This is a genomic window from Aliiroseovarius sediminis (assembly GCF_022678485.1).
Taxonomy (GTDB): domain Bacteria; phylum Pseudomonadota; class Alphaproteobacteria; order Rhodobacterales; family Rhodobacteraceae; genus Aliiroseovarius; species Aliiroseovarius sediminis.
The window spans coordinates 1-16,980 of sequence record NZ_JALBYP010000038.1 but is presented as its reverse complement, the minus strand read 5'-3'; the positions used below and the strand labels follow the sequence as shown (position 1 = coordinate 16,980).

Genomic DNA, 16,980 nt, shown 5'->3' with positions numbered 1-16,980 from the left:
CTATCTTATTGAGAGCGGTTTCGCTATCTGTGGTGGTCAGTTTGGCAAACCATCAACATTGTGTGTCTGGGAGGGCGAAGTATGAAAAAAATACGTGTGGCAAGCTTCTTCGCGGGTGCAGGTGGCCTCGATCTGGGATTTCACCAAGCAGGTTTTGACATTGTCTATGCTTCGGATATCGACAGTGATTGTTGCGAAACGCTACGGCTCAACAAGGGCGTTTCAACCTCGGAGAGTTCCGAAATCCACTGTGGCGATATACGCACTATCAACTATCAGCAGTTGCCTGAGAATATCGATCTTGTAGTAGGTGGGCCTCCTTGTCAGAGTTTTTCTGCGTCGGGCCGTCGAGCGGGTGGTGCGGCAGGTCGACTTGACGATCGCGGCAATTTGTTCGAAGCATATCGTGATATCATTCGTCACCTACAGCCAAGCGCTTTCGTTTTTGAGAACGTGCGAGGGATCCTTGCCACCAACAAAGGTCAGGACTGGGAAGCGATTGTAGCTGCGTTCAACGAACTCGGCTACAACGTAGATTACCGTCTTTTGGATGCCGCTGACTATGGTGTTCCGCAGCATCGCGAGCGTATGTTCCTAGTAGGTCATCGCACCAGCGGCCCGTTCCTTTTCCCGCGACCGCTTTTGGGACCAGATTCCATTGAGAATAAACCACATGTGTCGCCTCGGGAGGCGTTCAAAAGTCTCAAGCTCACAAACTCTGAGGCCGAAGGCTTGAAATTTGAGGGTGGGAAGTACTCTCATTTGCTTCCGGAAGTTCCAGAGGGACAAAACTATCTATATTTTACTGCCAAACGTGGACATCCTAATCCCGTTTTCGCCTATCGTTCCAGATTTTCAGATTTTCTCTACAAAGCCCACCGCAGCCATCCGATGAAAACAATCATCGCCAGCCCAGGTAAGTATACCGGGCCGCTACATTGGGATAATCGCTACTTCTCGGTTAACGAATACAAAGCCATCCAAGGTTTCCCACAGAACTACAGGTTTCATGGCGAACGCGCATCTGTCGTAAAGCAAATCGGCAACTCAGTTTCTCCAAAAATTGCGTATTTTTTAGCCGAAGCGGTTGCACATCAAATTTTCGGATCGGAGCAACGTGTTGAACTTCTTGCTGTCGATCAACAGCTTACCTTTGACAAGCGTAAGGGGACAAAAGCTGCAAAGACACGTGCACTCCACAGCATGGTTAAACGCAAGCGAAATGGCAGCGCAATAATTGCTAGGGGTGAGAAAAATTTTGAGTTTGCGCTATTGCCTCGGAAAAGCTCGGTGGTCGGAATGAATGTTACCGGATCGGCCAAAGATGGCCACCACCATTTGGATGTCTTCTTCGAGAGTGAGGGGGCGCTTAGTGCCGAAATGGCCATTGAGGTTTGGTCCTCAGCGCGTGATTTTTCTGGCCCCCCTACAGCTACGTTGAATCTGTCACTGTTTGGTAGAGGATTGAGTGCACCTCAGCTCCTTTGGAACGCCGTTGACGAATGGGTCCGTTCGGTTAGCTCTTTCGGGTCACTATTTGAGCTTTATGGCCATTTCACCGAGCCCTATCCTTTCTTTCGGGTCTCTCAGTTTGAGGCGCGCAGTGATGATCCAGTTCTTCAGTTTGCGAAGTTCGTGTCCGACTTTGATCGTTGTTCGAGATACTTAGACAAACAAGATCTTATGAACGAGTTAGCGCATGTGTTCGAGGTTAAGTCTTTCGACGAACTTGCTACGCACCTTCGTGCCATGCGTTACGACGTGCGGACTCGCGAAACAAATATTGCTATCCCTCATGGAAAATACATGATCGCCTATCCTTTCACATTGCCGCAGAGCAAGCAGATGAATTTTTCGATCAAGAAACCAAAAAACACTAGGGTCGCTGACTCGTATGTCACCGAGAAAAGAGTCGCAAATTGAAGCCATACGCTGACAAGAACGAGAAAATCCTAGCAGTCCTAGATTCTGCATTGATTCACTCAAAGGCTGAGTTTGATGTGAATCCTGAAATAACCCCGACTTTTGGACTTTCCGATCCACTGAGAGAGGCTCTCGATTCCATTAATGATCATGGCGACAACGCAGCTTCTACTGCATTGACCAATATCGTGACCGCATTGGCAATCAAATCCGCCTATCCGGACATCGACTCGCGCTATCACATGGTCAGAATACAGAAACCGGTGAGTCATTTTTCTCATCGCCCTGTAAGTGAAAACATCATCTATCCGTGGTTAAGCAAAAACAAATTCGACGGAGCGAAGTCTGGTTGGCAAACCCGTGTTTTCGAACGGCCAAAACCATACAAGCCAGATTACGATGAGGCCATCGGAGCAGTAAAACAAGAATTCCTGTATTGCTATAAGGCGATAGAAGAAGATGGCGAACTTGCATCCGAAGCCTTGAAGTATCTGGTTTTTGGGCAGATTATTCGTCGAGAGGCTAAGCGAATTAATCTCGTAGTGCCGAAGATTTCGGACATCGCTACCATCATCAAGCATTTTGAAAACCATTTCCATTCGACCTACAAATCGAAAGGAGCGTCGCGGCTGCCTGTTCTGGCGCTGCACAGCCTTTACCGGCTCATAATGCCGGAACTCAAGCGGTTCGACGGATTCGATCTTGCTGATTTGGAGCTGCATAGCGCCGCCGATGCGCAGACGGGAGCTACTGGCGATATTGAAATCAAGAATGATGATGGCTCTGTTTTTGAAGCTTTGGAAGTGAAACACCTTCAAATCGTGACGTCGAACATGGTTGATATTGCGTCACAAAAACTGATCGACCGCAGCGTTGATCGCTATTACATTCTTACTACCCATGCGAGTTGTGTGCCGGGCGATGATATTTTAACTCAAGCAAAGGAAGTGCAAGAAAGCACGGGTTGTCAGATCATCGTAAACGGGGTTCTTCCGACGCTGAGATATTACCTCAGGCTGGTTTCGGATCCATCCGCTATCTTCCCCCATTACGTCGAACTTTTGAAGTCAGATACCGACATTGGATTTGAGCATCGTGAAAGATGGAACCAAATCATTCTAGGTACTTAGAAACTGTCTTTGGAGAATGGCCAGCGCCTAGATTGCACAGCCGATGTAAGCCGCTCGCCGTAGCACCCAAGCATTTTTATTCTTGAATTTCACTCTGTGGCTGGATACAATTTTTCTCAGGCACCAGACCTTGTGTAGTGAGAGCAAGCCTCTCTAAAAACCATCAACCTTAGATCCGCCACCGGTGCCGATTTCATTTTTGAAAACGGACAGGTTGATATGCGTCATCAAGAACAAATCCAACATACATCCGTGTATTTGCCAAAAGGCATCCACACGGCACTTCGTGTTGCCTCACTCAATCAGGGCAGAACAATGTCCGAGCTGATTGCCAAGGCATTAGACGGTGCTTGGAACCTCCACGAGGAGCCAGCACCGGCCCCGTACGGTGAAGGCAAACCATAGCAATGGGCGCTCTACCGGAAAAGCACCTGCTTGGATCAGAAATTCTCGATTCAGGGATGACCCCCGCGCAGTGGGTCAAAGCGCTAGCACACCATGAGATCATCATCACCGAACGAACGCTTCGTGAAATCGCGAACAGGCTAGAGGCCTGCTTCAAGCTCGGAAACGCGATGATCATTACCCCACAACAAATGGACCAAATCTTGACGGAGGGCCAAAAGTGCCGCTCGAGACTTTCAAACACAAAACAAGCAAAAATTTCTGGATCAAGGGCTGGGTCGAATTCGAAGGGGCACGGATCGCGGGGCCATACCGGTGCAGCTCAGGCTCACCTACTAAGGCTGGCGCAGAAAACTGGATAGCGGCCGAGACGGACTATCAGCGGCGCAAGCACATGGTCGGTGAGGATGCCGCTCAGACCTTTTCCGATGCTGTTTTGCTTTACAATGCAAACGCAAAGACGGCGAAGCAATTGCTCCCGATAGACCGCGAGATTGGCGATACGCCGCTGACCAAGATTACAGGGAAGTTGCTTAAATCCCTCGGCCCCAAGATGAAACCGATGGCGTCAACTGATACATGGTGGCGCGAGATCGTGACTCCTGCCCGCGCGGTGATCAACAATGCCCACGAGCTGAAAGGGACGCCTGCGATCAAGGTGCGGCAGTATTCCAGCAACGAGCGGGTCGCGCAGGATACCAGACGCAAGAAAGCCAGTCGTGTGGCGCGCACGCCTTCAGATCGCAACTGGGTTGCAGCCTTTTGTGATGTCGCTGACCCACACAACGCTGCGCTGTTGCGGTTTATGTTCGAGACGGCAGCACGGATCGATCAAGCAATATCTCTGAGGCCTAACGACATTGACGCCGATGAATGTCAGATTTGGCTCAAAGCCCAAAAGGGCCACGCAGCGGGGTGGGTAAAGGTTTCGGAAGCCATGATGGAAGAGCTGCTGGCGCTACCCAAAAAATTCACGCGGAACCCGCGCACCGGAAAGCTGCTGGAACAGAGGGTGTTCGGCTACAACTGCTCGACCAGCTACAACAACCGCTGGAAAACGATCTGCAAGAAGGCAGGCATCCCCTATCTGTCTGCACACGCCGCCGGTCGGCATGGTTTCTTCACGGAACTGGTCGTCAGGAATAACATAAATCCTATCGACGCAGCCAAAGCAGGGCGTTGGTCGGACGCCTCCTTACCTCTGCGCGTTTATGCCCATCCGGAGACCAACGAGGCCTCTCTCAGAGAGCATTTTCGTACAAAACCGGTACAGCCCAAGAAACAAAAACAGCCTAAATCGCTGAAAAAGAAAGGAAATACAGATGATGAATAACTCCCTCCTAAGGGGCAGGTTGCAGGTTCGAATCCTGCCGGGGTCGCCAAAAACACCTGAAAAATATGGCTTATTTACAGGGCTTTGTGCGGAAGCCTGCAGAAAGTCCCGTCGGCTTTCGCGCCGAATTCTGCTGAAACGGCCGATTTCTCGTACAAAACCTGTAAAAAATTCGCATGTCTTTGCGCAGTTTGGGGCCTTCCAATGAGCTGGCGGGTCGCAAACCCTTGCGCGGAACGGACGTTCGGCAGCGCGACGCGCAAGCAGATCATCATGTTCTTGGCTGACAAGGCGAGCGACGATGGCTCCGGCATCTGGTGTTCTAAGGGCACAATTCAGCGGCATACCGAGTTGGGAGAGACGACACTCAAGCGAACCGTGCGCGCGTTTCCCTTTAGGACCGAAGGCGAAAGACGCGGAAGACCTCCACATCCTGTTCGGTCAGCTTACCGATGCACGGAAGCACCTTGTCGTTGGCTATCATGATCACGCTTCGACATTGGAACTACCGTGGGACAGCATTTCGCACGTGACCGAAGTCCGGGCCGGGCCAAGCGGCTACCGGTGAACCAGCATTGGGACGACGTCGAGCGGACATCCTTGATTGCCAAGTGTTCAGATTGAATTTTCAACGGCTCCTGCCGAGGCGAGGAAACAGAGGCCTAGAATAACCACGCCGATTAACGACTACTGTATCGCTTTCGGCCCTGACAAGACCCTGGCCAGCTTGCCTGCCTCTGCGTCGCAGCGTCCCCAGACTGGCCATTCGTTCATCGTGCAGCATTTCGCGGGAGACTGCATTGTGAGGCTATGCCGTCGTCGGTGGAAGACACCCAACCGAAACGAATGACCAGGCTTGACCTTAGCCAATTACTTCCATATTTCATGATTCATGGATAAATACCACGCACTCGCCGCCTTTGGCGCCCTTGGCCAGCCTACACGTCTTGACGTGTTCCGCCTGCTGATCAGGGCGGGCGAGGCCGGTATGTCGGCCGGCCATATCGGCGACACTCTCGGGGTCCGCCAAAACACGATGTCAGCAAATCTCGGCATCCTGGCTCGTGCCGGCCTGATCCGGAGCGTGCGGGAAGGCCGCAGCATTCGCTATTTCGCCGACATGGAAGGAATGCGCGACCTGCTCGCCTTCCTGATGGAGGATTGCTGTGGCGGCTGTCCCGACCTGTGCCAGCCGGTCATCGACGAAATCGCCTGCAGCTGGCTCGAGGCAGCGCCGGTCTCCGATCATCCGACTTCAGGCCGATGATGGCGCGCACGACGGCACCACAAGCTCCGACAACCCCTTGAACATCGAAAGCTCGTCATGACCGATACATTGCTCCCCGCCCCCGCAGGCCTCGGAATATTCGAGCGCTGGCTATCCGTCTGGGTGGCACTTGCCATCGGCGCGGGGCTGCTCTTGGGCAATCTTTTTCCAAGCGTCTTTTCCTTTCTGGCCTCGCTGGAGGTCGCGTCTGTCAACCTGCCGGTAGCTGTGCTGATCTGGGCGATGGTCTATCCGATGATGGTCGGCGTCGATTTCGGCGCGCTGGCCCGCGTGGGCGACAAACCGAAAGGATTGATCGTGACCTTGGTGGTGAACTGGCTGATCAAACCCTTCACCATGGCCGCTCTTGGTGTGCTGTTCTTCAACTACGTTTTCGCAGGTCTGATCCCGCCCGATGACGCGCAGGCCTATCTCGCCGGGCTAATCTTGCTGGGGGCAGCGCCCTGCACCGCAATGGTGTTCGTCTGGTCGAACCTCACGCGCGGCGATCCAACCTATACACTGGTGCAGGTCAGCGTGAACGACATCATCATGATCTTTGCCTTTGCGCCCATCGTCGCCTTCCTGCTGGGGGTCACGGATATCACCGTGCCTTGGGACACGCTGCTGTTGTCGGTGGGGCTCTATGTCATGCTGCCGCTGCTGGCTGGCTACATGACACGAAGGAACCTCGTCGGAAAAGGGGGCGAGGCGGCGGTGGATACGTTCAAGGCCCGCGTGCAACCGTTTTCGATGTTCGGGCTACTGGTCACGGTCGTGCTGCTCTTCGGCTTCCAGGGCGAGGTCATCCTTGAACGCCCGCTGGTGATCGCGTTGATTGCCGTGCCGCTGCTGATCCAGTCCTACGGCATCTTTTTCGTGGCCTACGGCGCGGCGCGGGCCTGGGGCATCCCGTTCAACGTGGCCGCGCCCTGCGCGCTGATTGGCACGTCTAATTTCTTCGAACTGGCGGTCGCAGTCGCCATCAGCTTGTTCGGGCTGGGCTCGGGCGCGGCGCTCGCCACCGTCGTCGGTGTGCTGGTCGAAGTGCCGGTTATGCTGTCGCTCGCCGCCTTCGCCAACCGGACGAAACACTGGTTTCCGCACGGAGGGGGCGCATCGTGACCATCGTGATCCACCACAACCCGGCCTGCGGCACCTCGCGCAACGTGCTCGCGATCATCGAGGCGTCAGGCGAGACACCGGTCATCATCGAATACTTGAAGTCCGGTTGGACCCGGCCGCAGCTTCTGGCGCTGTTCGCAGCGGCGGACCTGACACCCCGCACTGCCCTGCGGACGACGAAGTCCCCGGCAGAGGAGTTGGGGTTGCTCGATCCCACCATAGACGACGAGACATTGCTTGCCGCGATGCTGGAACACCCCGTCCTGGTCAATCGCCCCATCGTCTGCTCGCCCAAGGGCGTCAAGCTTTGCCGTCCGAGCGAGACGGTGCTGGACCTGCTCAAGCGCCGGCCACCCGGCCCGATGACGAAGGAGGACGGCACGCCGCTGATCGATGCGGTCGGGAACCGCGTTGGAGACGGGTGAAGTGGACCGTGAATCGGCCCAGGCGGTCCTGTCCGGCATTCCGCTGCCTGTCGTCCTGATCGGCGCGGATGACAGGATTGTCGCCGCCAATGCGGCGGGCGAGGCCATCCTGGGGCCCGGGCAGATCGACCGTCATCATGCCCTTGCCCTGCGCCAGCCCGGGCTGCTGGCGGTGATCGAGGCGGCACTTCGTGCAGGCACCCGTGCCGAGGCGCCCTACGTAATCCCCGGCCCTTCACACGAGGTGCGCTATCGGGTCACGGTTTCGCCGGTATCCGTCGGCGAGTCGCGCTGCGCTTTGTGTACCTTTGAGGATATCACCGAGCAGGAGCTTGTCGGCCAGTTCCGGCGCGATTTCGTCGCCAATGTCAGCCATGAATTGCGCACGCCGCTGACCACGCTTGTCGGATTAATCGAAACCCTGAAAGGCGCGGCGAGGGACGACCCGGCCGCCCGCGATCGCTTTCTTTCGATCATGGAGCGCGAAGCGGGGCGGATGAGCCGCCTTGTCGAGGATCTGCTTTCGCTCTCGAAGGTCGAGGCGCAGGAACGGCAGCGGCCCACGGCATCCGTGAATGTGGCTGAGCTGATCAATGCCGCTGCCGCCAGCTTTTGGCCTGCCGTGACAGAGGGGGGACTCAGCCTAGAGATCCTCGGTGCCGATGCCGCCGCCTGCATCCCCGGCGATGCCGACCAGTTGATGCAAGTGTTGCAGAACCTGATCGAGAATGCGATCAAATACGGTGGCGCGGGTGGCTGCGTCACCCTGGCCCTTCACGCCCAGAGCGATGCGGCGATGCTGCGCCTCGACGTGGTCGACGACGGCGCGGGGATCGAGCCCATGCATCTGCCGCGCCTGACCGAACGGTTCTACCGCGTCGATGATCACCGCTCGCGCGCGAAAGGCGGCACAGGGTTGGGCCTTGCCATCGTCAAGCATATCATCAGCCGCCATCGAGGCTGGCTCGACATCGATAGCGCACCGGGTAAGGGCGCGCGCTTTTCGGTTTACCTGCCGAAATCGTGACCTGCGCGGGCGGGTTTCATCAAACTGTTACATGAGTGTCGCAAAACCGTAGCGCGTCGCGGGTAGAGCGGCGGTGCGGATCGTTCTTGGGCGACCCGCCACGACACAACAGGAGAAGATCCATGTCCCGCATAACGCTTACGACCTCTGCCCTCGCCATCCTGGCCACCTCGACCGCCGCCGCCGCGCGCGACCAGGTGCAGGTGGCGGGCTCGTCCACAGTGCTGCCCTATGCCACGATTGTCGCCGAACTGTTCGGCGAAAATTTCGATCACCCCACGCCGGTGATCGAATCCGGCGGCTCATCCGCCGGCCTCAAGAAATTCTGCGACGGGGTGGGCGATAACACCATCGACATCGCAAATGCCTCGCGCCGCATCAAACCGGCCGAGATCGCGGCCTGCGAGGTCGCCGGTGTTTCGGAGCTCATCGAGGTGCGGATCGGCTATGACGGCATCGTCTTTGCCTCCGATATCGGCGGCGAGAGCTTCGCCTTCACGCCCGCCGACTGGTACAAGGCACTGGCGGCGGAAATCGTTCAGGACGGCAGGCTGGCGCCCAACCCGGCGACTATGTGGAACGAGGTGAACCCCGATCTGCCCGCGCAGGAAATCGTGGCCTTCGTTCCCGGCACCAAGCATGGCACGCGCGAAGTGTTCGATCTCAAGGTGATCGAACAGGGCTGCAAGGACAGCGGCGCGGCGGCCGAATTGGAGAGCCTCGGCGCGGATGCCGGCAGGCATTGCACCTCGCTGCGCACCGATGGCCGCGCAGTCGAGATCGACGGCGACTATACCGAAACGCTGGCCCGGATCGACAGCAACACCGACGGGATCGGCGTGTTCGGGCTGTCCTTTTACGAGAACAACACCGTCAAACTGCAGGTGGCGACGATGAACGGCGTTGTCCCCTCGGCCGAGACCATCGCATCGGGCAACTATCCGGTGTCGCGGCCGCTTTATTTCTACGTCAAGCAGGCGCATTTCGACATGGTGCCCGGCCTGAAGGACTATGCCGAATTCTTCGTGTCTGACGATATCGCCGGACCCGGCGGGCCGCTGGCGGATTACGGGCTGGTGCCCGACCCGGAGCTGGCCGAGACACAGGAAATTCTGGCCGACGAAGTGCTGATGAACTGACCCGCCGCGCCGATTGGGGCGGTCCGGTTCCGGCCGGATCGCCCGCTTCACCCGCCCTAACCGAACCGGAGCCAAGATGACCGCGACCTGGACCCTGTTGACCCTGCTCGTCATAGCCGCCGCGAGCTTTCCCCTGGGCCGCGCACGCGCCCTTGCCTGCGCGGGTGGCGACAGCTGCGCGCTGCATTCTCTGCCCCGTCACTACGGCTGGGCGAGCGTCCTGCTGACTCTGGGCCCGGCGCTGGTGCTGTTTGTCCTGCTGGAAATGACGGCGCCGGCGACACCCGCCGGGTCGCTCGCCGTGGTGGCATGTGCGCTTGTCGCCCTTGCTTGGGCCCTGCGCCGCATGCACCCCGGTTTTCGCGCCCGCCAGACCGTAGAACGCGGCGTGCTAGCGCTGCTGATGCTCGCCGCCTGCGTCGCCATTGCCACCACGGCGGGCATCGTCTTGTCGATGCTGTTCGAGACGCAGAATTTCTTTGCCCAATACGGCTGGCGGGAGTTTTTCCTCTCCGCCACCTGGGCACCGCGATTCCAGGGTGATTCCGACCTCGGGATCCTGCCGCTGCTTTGGGGCACGCTGTACATCAGCCTGATTGCGCTTGTCTTGGCTGTGCCAGTGGGGCTTTTTGCCGCGATTTACATGGCCGAATATGCCGGGCAGCGCTTCCGCGCCATCGTCAAGCCGGGCATCGAGGTGCTGGCGGGCATCCCCACCATCGTCTACGGCCTCTTCGCGCTGATCACCGTCGGCCCGCTCTTGCGCGATTACTTCGCACAACCGCTCGGGCTGGGATCGAGCGGATCGTCGGTGATGACCGCGGGGCTCGTCATGGGAATTATGCTGATCCCCTTCGTGTCGTCCCTCTCTGACGACATCATCGCGCAGGTGCCGCAATCGCTGCGCGACGGGTCGCTTGGTCTTGGCGCAACGCGGTCCGAGACGATCCGCCAGGTGGTCGTGCCCGCCGCGCTGCCCGGCATCGTCGGCGCGGTGCTGCTGGCCGCCAGCCGCGCCATCGGCGAGACCATGATCGTCGTACTGGGCGCAGGGGCCGCCGCGAAGCTCAACCTCAACCCGTTCGAGGCGATGACCACCATCACCGTCAAGATCGTCAGCCAGTTGACCGGCGACGGCGATTTCGCCGCGCCTGAAACCCTCGTGGCCTTCGCCCTTGGGCTGACGCTGTTCGCGATCACGCTTTGCCTCAACGTGCTGGCCCTGGCCATCGTGCGCAAATACCGGGAGCAATACGAATGAGCGATCAAGCCGCGCGCCCGATATCCCTGCTGAAACGCAGCGGTCACACCGCCCGACGTCACGCCGCCGAGGCCCGGTTCCGCACCTGTGGCCTTGGCGCGATCCTGATCGGCCTGCTCGCGTTGGCGATGCTGCTGGCTTCGGTCCTCGGCTCCGGTCTCGGCGCGTTTCGCCAAACCTATATCCATCTGCCGATCCACTTGGACGAGGCGGCACTGGACAAGTCCGGCAACCGCGACCCCAAGGCCCTGAAAAAGGTCACGACCATCAGCTACGGCAAGGTGATCGCCGCATCCCTGAACGATACCGTGTTGCAGGCGGGCATCGCCACCCAAGGGCTGACCAAGGACGATATCGCCGGCATCATCTCGCGCGAGGCGCCCGCGCAGGTCCGCGATATGGTGCTGTCCGATACCGACCTGATCGGCAAGACGATTCAGGTTCGACTCCTCGCCAATGGCCGGATTGATGGCTACCTCAAGGGCCGCATCACGGCGGCAACGGCCGCGCGCGATAGCAACGTGTCGCCCGCGCAGTTGCAACTGGCCGATGTGATGATGGAACGGGGGCTGATGTCGCTCGATTTCAACGCCGCGTTTCTGACCGCGCCCGATGCGTCCGACCAGCGGCCCGAGGCGGCGGGGCTGGGGGTGGCCATCCTCGGCTCGGCCTACATGATGCTGATCGTGCTGGCGCTGGCGCTGCCCATCGGCGTCGCCGCGTCGATCTATCTCGAGGAATTCGCCCCGAAAAACGGGCTGACCGACCTGATCGAGGTGAATATCTCCAATCTCGCCGCCGTGCCCTCCATCGTCTTCGGCATTCTCGGACTTGCGATCTTCATCAATTTCGCCGGCCTACCGCACTCGGCGCCGGTGGTAGGCGGGCTGGTGCTGACGCTGATGACCCTGCCGACGATCATCATCGCCACCCGCGCCAGCCTCAAGGCCGTGCCGCCCTCGATCCGCCAGGCGGCGCAGGGGCTGGGTGCGTCGCGGATGCAGGCGGTGTTCCACCATGTCCTGCCCCTGGCCGCGCCGGGCATCCTGACCGGCGCGATCCTCGGGCTGGCGCAGGCGCTGGGGGAAACCGCGCCGCTCTTGCTGATCGGTATGGTCGCTTTCGTGCGCGAGTATCCGGGCGCGCCGCCCGAAGGGCTTTTCGATCCCGCCTCGGCGCTGCCCGTGCAAATCTACAACTGGACCCAGCGCGCCGATCCCGCCTTTGTCGAGCGCGCGTCGGGCGCGATCATTGTGCTGCTTGCCTTTCTTCTTTTCATGAACGCCGGAGCTATTCTTCTGCGCCGCCGTTTCGAACGCCGCTGGTAAAGGAAACCCCCATGGAAGACACGCTGACAGAGGCGCCGGGTACTGCCGCCGACACCACCAAGATCACCGTTCGCGGCCTGCAGGTATACTACGCCGGTACACACGCCGTCCGCGACGTCGATGTCGATATCCCGGCCAAGGCAGTCACCGCCCTCATCGGGCCGTCGGGCTGCGGGAAATCCACCTTCCTGCGCTGCCTCAACCGAATGAACGATACGATCCCCGACGCCCGCGTCACCGGCGAGATCTGCATCGACGGCGAGGAGATCCACGATGCGCGCGTCGATCCGGTGCAGTTGCGCGCCAAGGTCGGCATGGTGTTCCAGAAGCCCAACCCCTTCCCCAAGTCAATTCGCGACAACGTCGCCTACGGCCCGAAGATCCACGGCCTGACCCGCACGCGGGCCGAGCTGAACGAGGTGGTGGAAAAGTCCTTACGCCGCGCCGCCCTCTGGGACGAGGTCAAGGACCGGCTCGATGCCCCCGGCACCGGCCTTTCGGGCGGGCAACAGCAGCGCCTTTGCATCGCGCGAGCCATCGCCACCGCGCCCGAGATCCTGCTGATGGACGAGCCGTGCTCGGCGCTCGATCCCATCGCCACCGCGCAGATCGAGGAACTGATCGACGAGTTGCGCAACCGGTTCGCGGTGGTGATCGTCACCCATTCCATGCAGCAAGCCGCCCGCGTCAGCCAGCGCACGGCGTTTTTCCATCTTGGCCGCATGGTGGAATACGGCGATACGGGCGAACTCTTTACAAACCCCGCCGATCCGCGCACGGAAAGCTATATAACCGGCCGCATTGGCTAAAGGATGCCAAAATGACCAGCAAACATCACATCGCAACCGCTTTCGACCGCGACCTCGAGGCGATCGAAGCCATGATCACCCGCATGGGCGGGCTGGTCGAGGCCGCCATCCTCGACGCCGTCCACGCGCTGGAAACCTGCGACATCGACCTGGCCGAGCAGGTGCGCCGCGGCGACGCCGAGATCGACGCGCTGGAAGAGCGGATCAACATCGAGGCCGCGCGCCTGATCGCGCTGCGCGCGCCCACCGCGGCCGATCTGCGCACGGTGCTGAGCGCGATGAAGATCGCCGCCGCGCTGGAACGCTGCGGCGACTATGCCAAGAACCTCGCCAAACGCTCGGACGTGCTGTCGCGCATGCCGCCCGTCGAAGGGGCGACAGGCTCGATCCGCCGCATGGGAAAGGCAGTGCAGCTGCAGTTGAAACAGGTGCTCGACGCCTATATCCACCGCGATACGGAGTTGGCCGAAGAGGTGCGGCAGGGCGATCACGATGTGGACCAGATGTACAACACTCTTTTCCGCGAATTTCTGACCCACATGATGGAGGATCCGCGCAACATCACGCCCTGTATGCACCTGCATTTCATCGCCAAGAATATCGAGCGTGTCGGCGATCACGCCACCGGCATCGCCGAGCAGGTTATCTACCTCGCGACAGGCGCGATGCCGGACGGCGAACGCCCGAAGGCCGACAATACCGCCAGCACGGGCTGCACGGGCGGGGCCACGTGACCGCCGTGGACCGCCCCCTGATCCTGCTGGTCGAGGATGAGGCCGCGCAGCGCGAGGTGATCGGCTACAATCTTGCCGCCGAAGGTTATCGCGTGCGCGAGGCGCATGATGGCGAAGAGGCGATGTTGGTGGTGGATGAGGACCCGCCCGACCTCATCATCCTCGACTGGATGATGCCGAGGCTCTCGGGGATCGAGGTCTGCCGTCGCCTGAAGCTTCGGCGCGAGACGCGGGACATCCCCGTCATCATGCTTTCGGCTCGCTCGGACGAGCCTGACCTTGTCCGCGGGCTGGAAACCGGGGCCGATGATTACGTGGTCAAACCTTATTCCGTCGCCGAACTCATGGCGCGCGTGCGCGCCAACCTGCGCCGCGTGCGTCCCTCGGCGGCGGGTATCGTGCTGGAATACGGCGACATTCGGCTCGACGGAGAAACCCACCGCGTTACCCGTGCGGGCAAGGAAGTGACCCTCGGCCCCACCGAATTCCGCCTGCTCGCGAGCCTGATGGAAAAACCGGGACGGGTACTCAGCCGCGAGCAGCTTCTGGATCGGGTCTGGGGCCGCGACATCCATGTCGAAACTCGCACCGTCGATGTCCATGTCGGCCGCCTGCGCAAGGCGCTGTGCCAGCACGGCGGTGACGATCCGTTGCGCACCGTGCGCGGCGCCGGCTATGCCTTCGGCTAACGCAATGCGGCGCGGCTTTTCAGCGCCGCGCGAAGCTTTGCCCCGCAAGCCATCCGGCGATCCATCCGCCCAGATGCGCCTCCCAGGCGAGCCCGCCGGAGAGGATCACCAATAGCGCGATATTGGCCGCAATCAGCCCTAGTATCGCCCTCAGAATCGGCTGCAAGGACAGCCCCGCGCGCCGGCGCATCCGGTAATCTATCGCCTGCCAAAGACCGACGAGGCCGAAGACAGCCCCGGACGCGCCGATCATCGGTGCGGCACTGGATGATAGCAGTCCGAAACAGGCCGCGCCCGCAACCGCCGATAGAAACAGCACCAGCAGTGTCCTTGCCACTCCAACTTGGGCCGACACGAACTTTCCCAGCGACAAGAGCACAACGCTGTTCATCGCCAGATGGGCCAGCCCGCCATGCAGGAAGGCGTAGCTGATGAACATCGCCACAGTCTGCCCCGGATAGACCGGCGGCACCGTTCCGGCGAGAACCGGCTGCCAGAACGCGCCCAGCACGAAGGCGGGCCAGCGCAGGCCCTGCCCACCAAAAACCCCGGTGTCCGAAAGACTGAGGATCACTTCGATCGCGGTCATGATTCCGACGAGCCACCACAGGAAACCCGGCGCCCCGGCCTGCGGCGCCGTACGGGCGACGGGGCGACCTCGTGAGGATGTAAGTTTCATGATTGCGAGATAGTCCCTAATGGCATGGAAGCCAAGATTGAACCGCCTGCTCAGGCCACATCCGTGATCGCTGATCTTGCGGTAATGGGAAGGAACCGGTCCCAAGACGAATAAAGGGTTGGAGTTTTTGCATGATCTCTTTTACGATTCTTGAAGGGCCAAAACTCGACTAAGTAGAAATCACTCAGGAACTTGGAGTTTGTTTTAGTCTGAACGCAACGCGACTATCACGTGGAAACGAACCCCGGGGCGGGATGGAGCTATGTCTCACCACCCCATCCACCACGCCGCTGCCCGCCCCGATCCATCTAGGCCAGCAATTGGTATGGCTCCTCACGACATTCCTCTCGCGGAAACAATGCTAGAAGGCGGGTATACTGCATAGGTAGAGGCAAATGGACAGGTTTTTTTACACTTTCTCAACCATTCTGGATTCTACCCCGGCCATTACATATCAAAGGATCGACGGATCTGGTTGGTTAGTTGGAGCAATCGAAATATATCACAATAAAAATGTTATACTTCGGGAGGCAAGCGACCGTTTTCCTCTCTCGATCGGCATCATAGATCCTGATGATCTGGCTGATTTTAACGAGGGCGATTATTGGGGAAGAGAAATTTGTGAAGAAGAGTACAACAAAATGTGGGATACGTTGGTCGGATTGGGTCTTAATGTCGTTCGGACGGGATTGAGTTCGTGATTTGATGTTATGAACAGGCAGGTCAGCAGTACATTACGCGCCCTGTCATTCGGTTGCCACAGCGCGACTCTCGACGCGTGGTAAGCACTGCAAATGGCAGGAACTGGACCTGTCGCGGTTTGATGCCGCCCCTTTGATAGCATTTGCTGCAACAAATGAGACTGACTATGGGCTTGAAACGGACCGACGAATTTTGCCAAGATGCAGTGCGTATCGCGCAATGGTCGCGCGCAACGGGCTTGATGGCTACCAGCTGGATTTTTTCGTCAAGGGGGCCCTGATCGGTGATTGCGATGGAACCGAAATAAAACTGAACCCTGGCGATATCGGTGTTTGGGATTACGCCCAACCGCACAAGGACATCCAAAGTGCGGGTGCCAGCGTTATGATCTACATGCCGCGCGACCAGATTGATAAAGCCACGGGTGGTCGAAGCGCGCACGGTACGGTTTTGCGCGCAGGACAATCGAGCACACGAATTATCACGAACCTTGCTTTCGGCTTTGCGGATGTAATGGCCGACATACCCGTCAAGGACGCAATGATGATGGACCATGCGACAATTGACCTGTTTGCCGCCGCTGTTGCGGGACGCCTGCCCCAAGCAGGCACCAGCGACGCGACAATGCATCAAACCGTGCGACGTCAGATTGTCGAGTTCATCGACAACCACCTGGGCGATACCGAATTGGGGCCGGACATGCTGGTCGATCACTTCCGCATGTCTCGCGCGCAGCTTTACCGTATGTTTCCCAACCGAAACGGTATCGCACAAATCATTCGCGAACGGCGGCTGGCCGCAGCGTACCGAAACCTGCACCAAAGCAGATCAGACTCGATCACAACCATTGCGCACAAATACGGATTTTCAAGCAGCAACCAGTTCCTGCGTGCGTTTCGCAGGCTGTATGGCATAACACCGACAGAAGCGCGCCGGATGCCAATGTCACCGTTGGTTGCCGATCCAGACGTTGCCGGGTTGTCATCTCATCTTGCGACAGCAAG

The 16,980-nt window shown here is 58.9% G+C and carries 16 protein-coding genes; 15 read left to right on the top strand and 1 reads right to left on the bottom strand.

The window, feature by feature from the left end; all coding sequences use genetic code 11:
* The first annotated feature begins 81 nt into the window (after positions 1–81).
* The 13 genes from MN186_RS14220 to phoB all read left to right on the top strand — a co-directional run bounded on the left by MN186_RS14220 (position 82) and on the right by phoB (position 14,595).
* Positions 82–1,923: a DNA cytosine methyltransferase gene (locus tag MN186_RS14220; protein ID WP_242115032.1), complete on the top strand. Its 1,842-nt coding sequence runs from the start codon at positions 82–84 to the stop codon at positions 1,921–1,923.
* Entirely contained in the window at positions 1,920–3,053 is a 1,134-nt protein-coding gene (locus MN186_RS14215; RefSeq protein WP_242115031.1) for a hypothetical protein, read from the top strand. Before MN186_RS14220 ends, MN186_RS14215 begins: the two co-directional genes overlap by 4 nt.
* Positions 3,054–3,678: 625 nt before the next feature.
* A complete protein-coding gene (locus MN186_RS14210; protein WP_242115030.1) occupies positions 3,679–4,791 on the top strand; it encodes a tyrosine-type recombinase/integrase in 1,113 nt (370 codons plus the stop codon).
* Between the two features lie 892 nt (positions 4,792–5,683).
* Positions 5,684–6,058 (top strand): ArsR/SmtB family transcription factor, encoded by a 375-nt coding sequence (locus MN186_RS14205; protein ID WP_242115029.1) that lies wholly within the window; start codon positions 5,684–5,686, stop codon positions 6,056–6,058.
* Between the two features lie 57 nt (positions 6,059–6,115).
* The gene (gene arsB, locus MN186_RS14200) at positions 6,116–7,183 is read left to right on the top strand and encodes an ACR3 family arsenite efflux transporter (protein WP_242115028.1); all 1,068 of its coding nucleotides are present in this window, start codon (positions 6,116–6,118) and stop codon (positions 7,181–7,183) included.
* Positions 7,180–7,608 carry an arsenate reductase (glutaredoxin) gene (arsC, locus tag MN186_RS14195; RefSeq protein ID WP_242115027.1) on the top strand — a complete coding sequence of 143 codons (429 nt, stop codon included), beginning with the start codon at positions 7,180–7,182 and terminating at the stop codon, positions 7,606–7,608. The genes arsB and arsC overlap by 4 nt, the downstream gene beginning before the upstream one ends.
* Before the next feature lies 1 nt (position 7,609).
* Positions 7,610–8,635, top strand: coding sequence for an ATP-binding protein (locus tag MN186_RS14190; RefSeq protein WP_420838945.1), 1,026 nt, complete (start codon positions 7,610–7,612; stop codon positions 8,633–8,635).
* Between the two features lie 122 nt (positions 8,636–8,757).
* Positions 8,758–9,774, top strand: coding sequence for a substrate-binding domain-containing protein (locus MN186_RS14185; protein WP_242115025.1), 1,017 nt, complete (start codon positions 8,758–8,760; stop codon positions 9,772–9,774).
* Positions 9,775–9,850: 76 nt separating this feature from the next.
* Positions 9,851–11,035, top strand: a complete 1,185-nt coding sequence (gene pstC, locus MN186_RS14180) for a phosphate ABC transporter permease subunit PstC (protein ID WP_242115024.1) — start codon at positions 9,851–9,853, stop codon at positions 11,033–11,035.
* A complete protein-coding gene (gene pstA, locus MN186_RS14175) occupies positions 11,014–12,363 on the top strand; it encodes a phosphate ABC transporter permease PstA (RefSeq protein ID WP_420838944.1) in 1,350 nt (449 codons plus the stop codon). Before pstC ends, pstA begins: the two co-directional genes overlap by 22 nt.
* Before the next feature lie 11 nt (positions 12,364–12,374).
* On the top strand, positions 12,375–13,172 hold the full coding sequence (gene pstB, locus MN186_RS14170; RefSeq protein ID WP_242115022.1) for a phosphate ABC transporter ATP-binding protein PstB: 798 nt from the start codon (positions 12,375–12,377) through the stop codon (positions 13,170–13,172).
* An 11-nt stretch (positions 13,173–13,183) separates the two neighbouring features.
* On the top strand, positions 13,184–13,906 hold the full coding sequence (phoU, locus tag MN186_RS14165; protein WP_242115021.1) for a phosphate signaling complex protein PhoU: 723 nt from the start codon (positions 13,184–13,186) through the stop codon (positions 13,904–13,906).
* A complete protein-coding gene (gene phoB, locus MN186_RS14160) occupies positions 13,903–14,595 on the top strand; it encodes a phosphate regulon transcriptional regulator PhoB (protein WP_242115020.1) in 693 nt (230 codons plus the stop codon). Before phoU ends, phoB begins: the two co-directional genes overlap by 4 nt.
* A gap of 19 nt (positions 14,596–14,614) precedes the next feature.
* Here phoB and MN186_RS14155 read toward each other — a convergent pair whose 3' ends face one another.
* Complete coding sequence (locus MN186_RS14155) at positions 14,615–15,274, bottom strand: rhomboid family intramembrane serine protease (protein ID WP_242115019.1); 660 nt, start codon at positions 15,272–15,274, stop codon at positions 14,615–14,617.
* 395 nt (positions 15,275–15,669) lie between these two features.
* On the opposite strand from MN186_RS14155, the gene MN186_RS14150 reads away from it, so the two are divergent.
* Both MN186_RS14150 and MN186_RS14145 read left to right on the top strand, forming a co-directional pair.
* Positions 15,670–15,975, top strand: a complete 306-nt coding sequence (locus MN186_RS14150; protein WP_242115018.1) for a hypothetical protein — start codon at positions 15,670–15,672, stop codon at positions 15,973–15,975.
* A 220-nt stretch (positions 15,976–16,195) separates the two neighbouring features.
* Positions 16,196–16,980, top strand: a 785-nt coding sequence (locus tag MN186_RS14145; RefSeq protein ID WP_242115017.1) for a helix-turn-helix domain-containing protein, incomplete at its 3' end; no start/stop codon positions are given.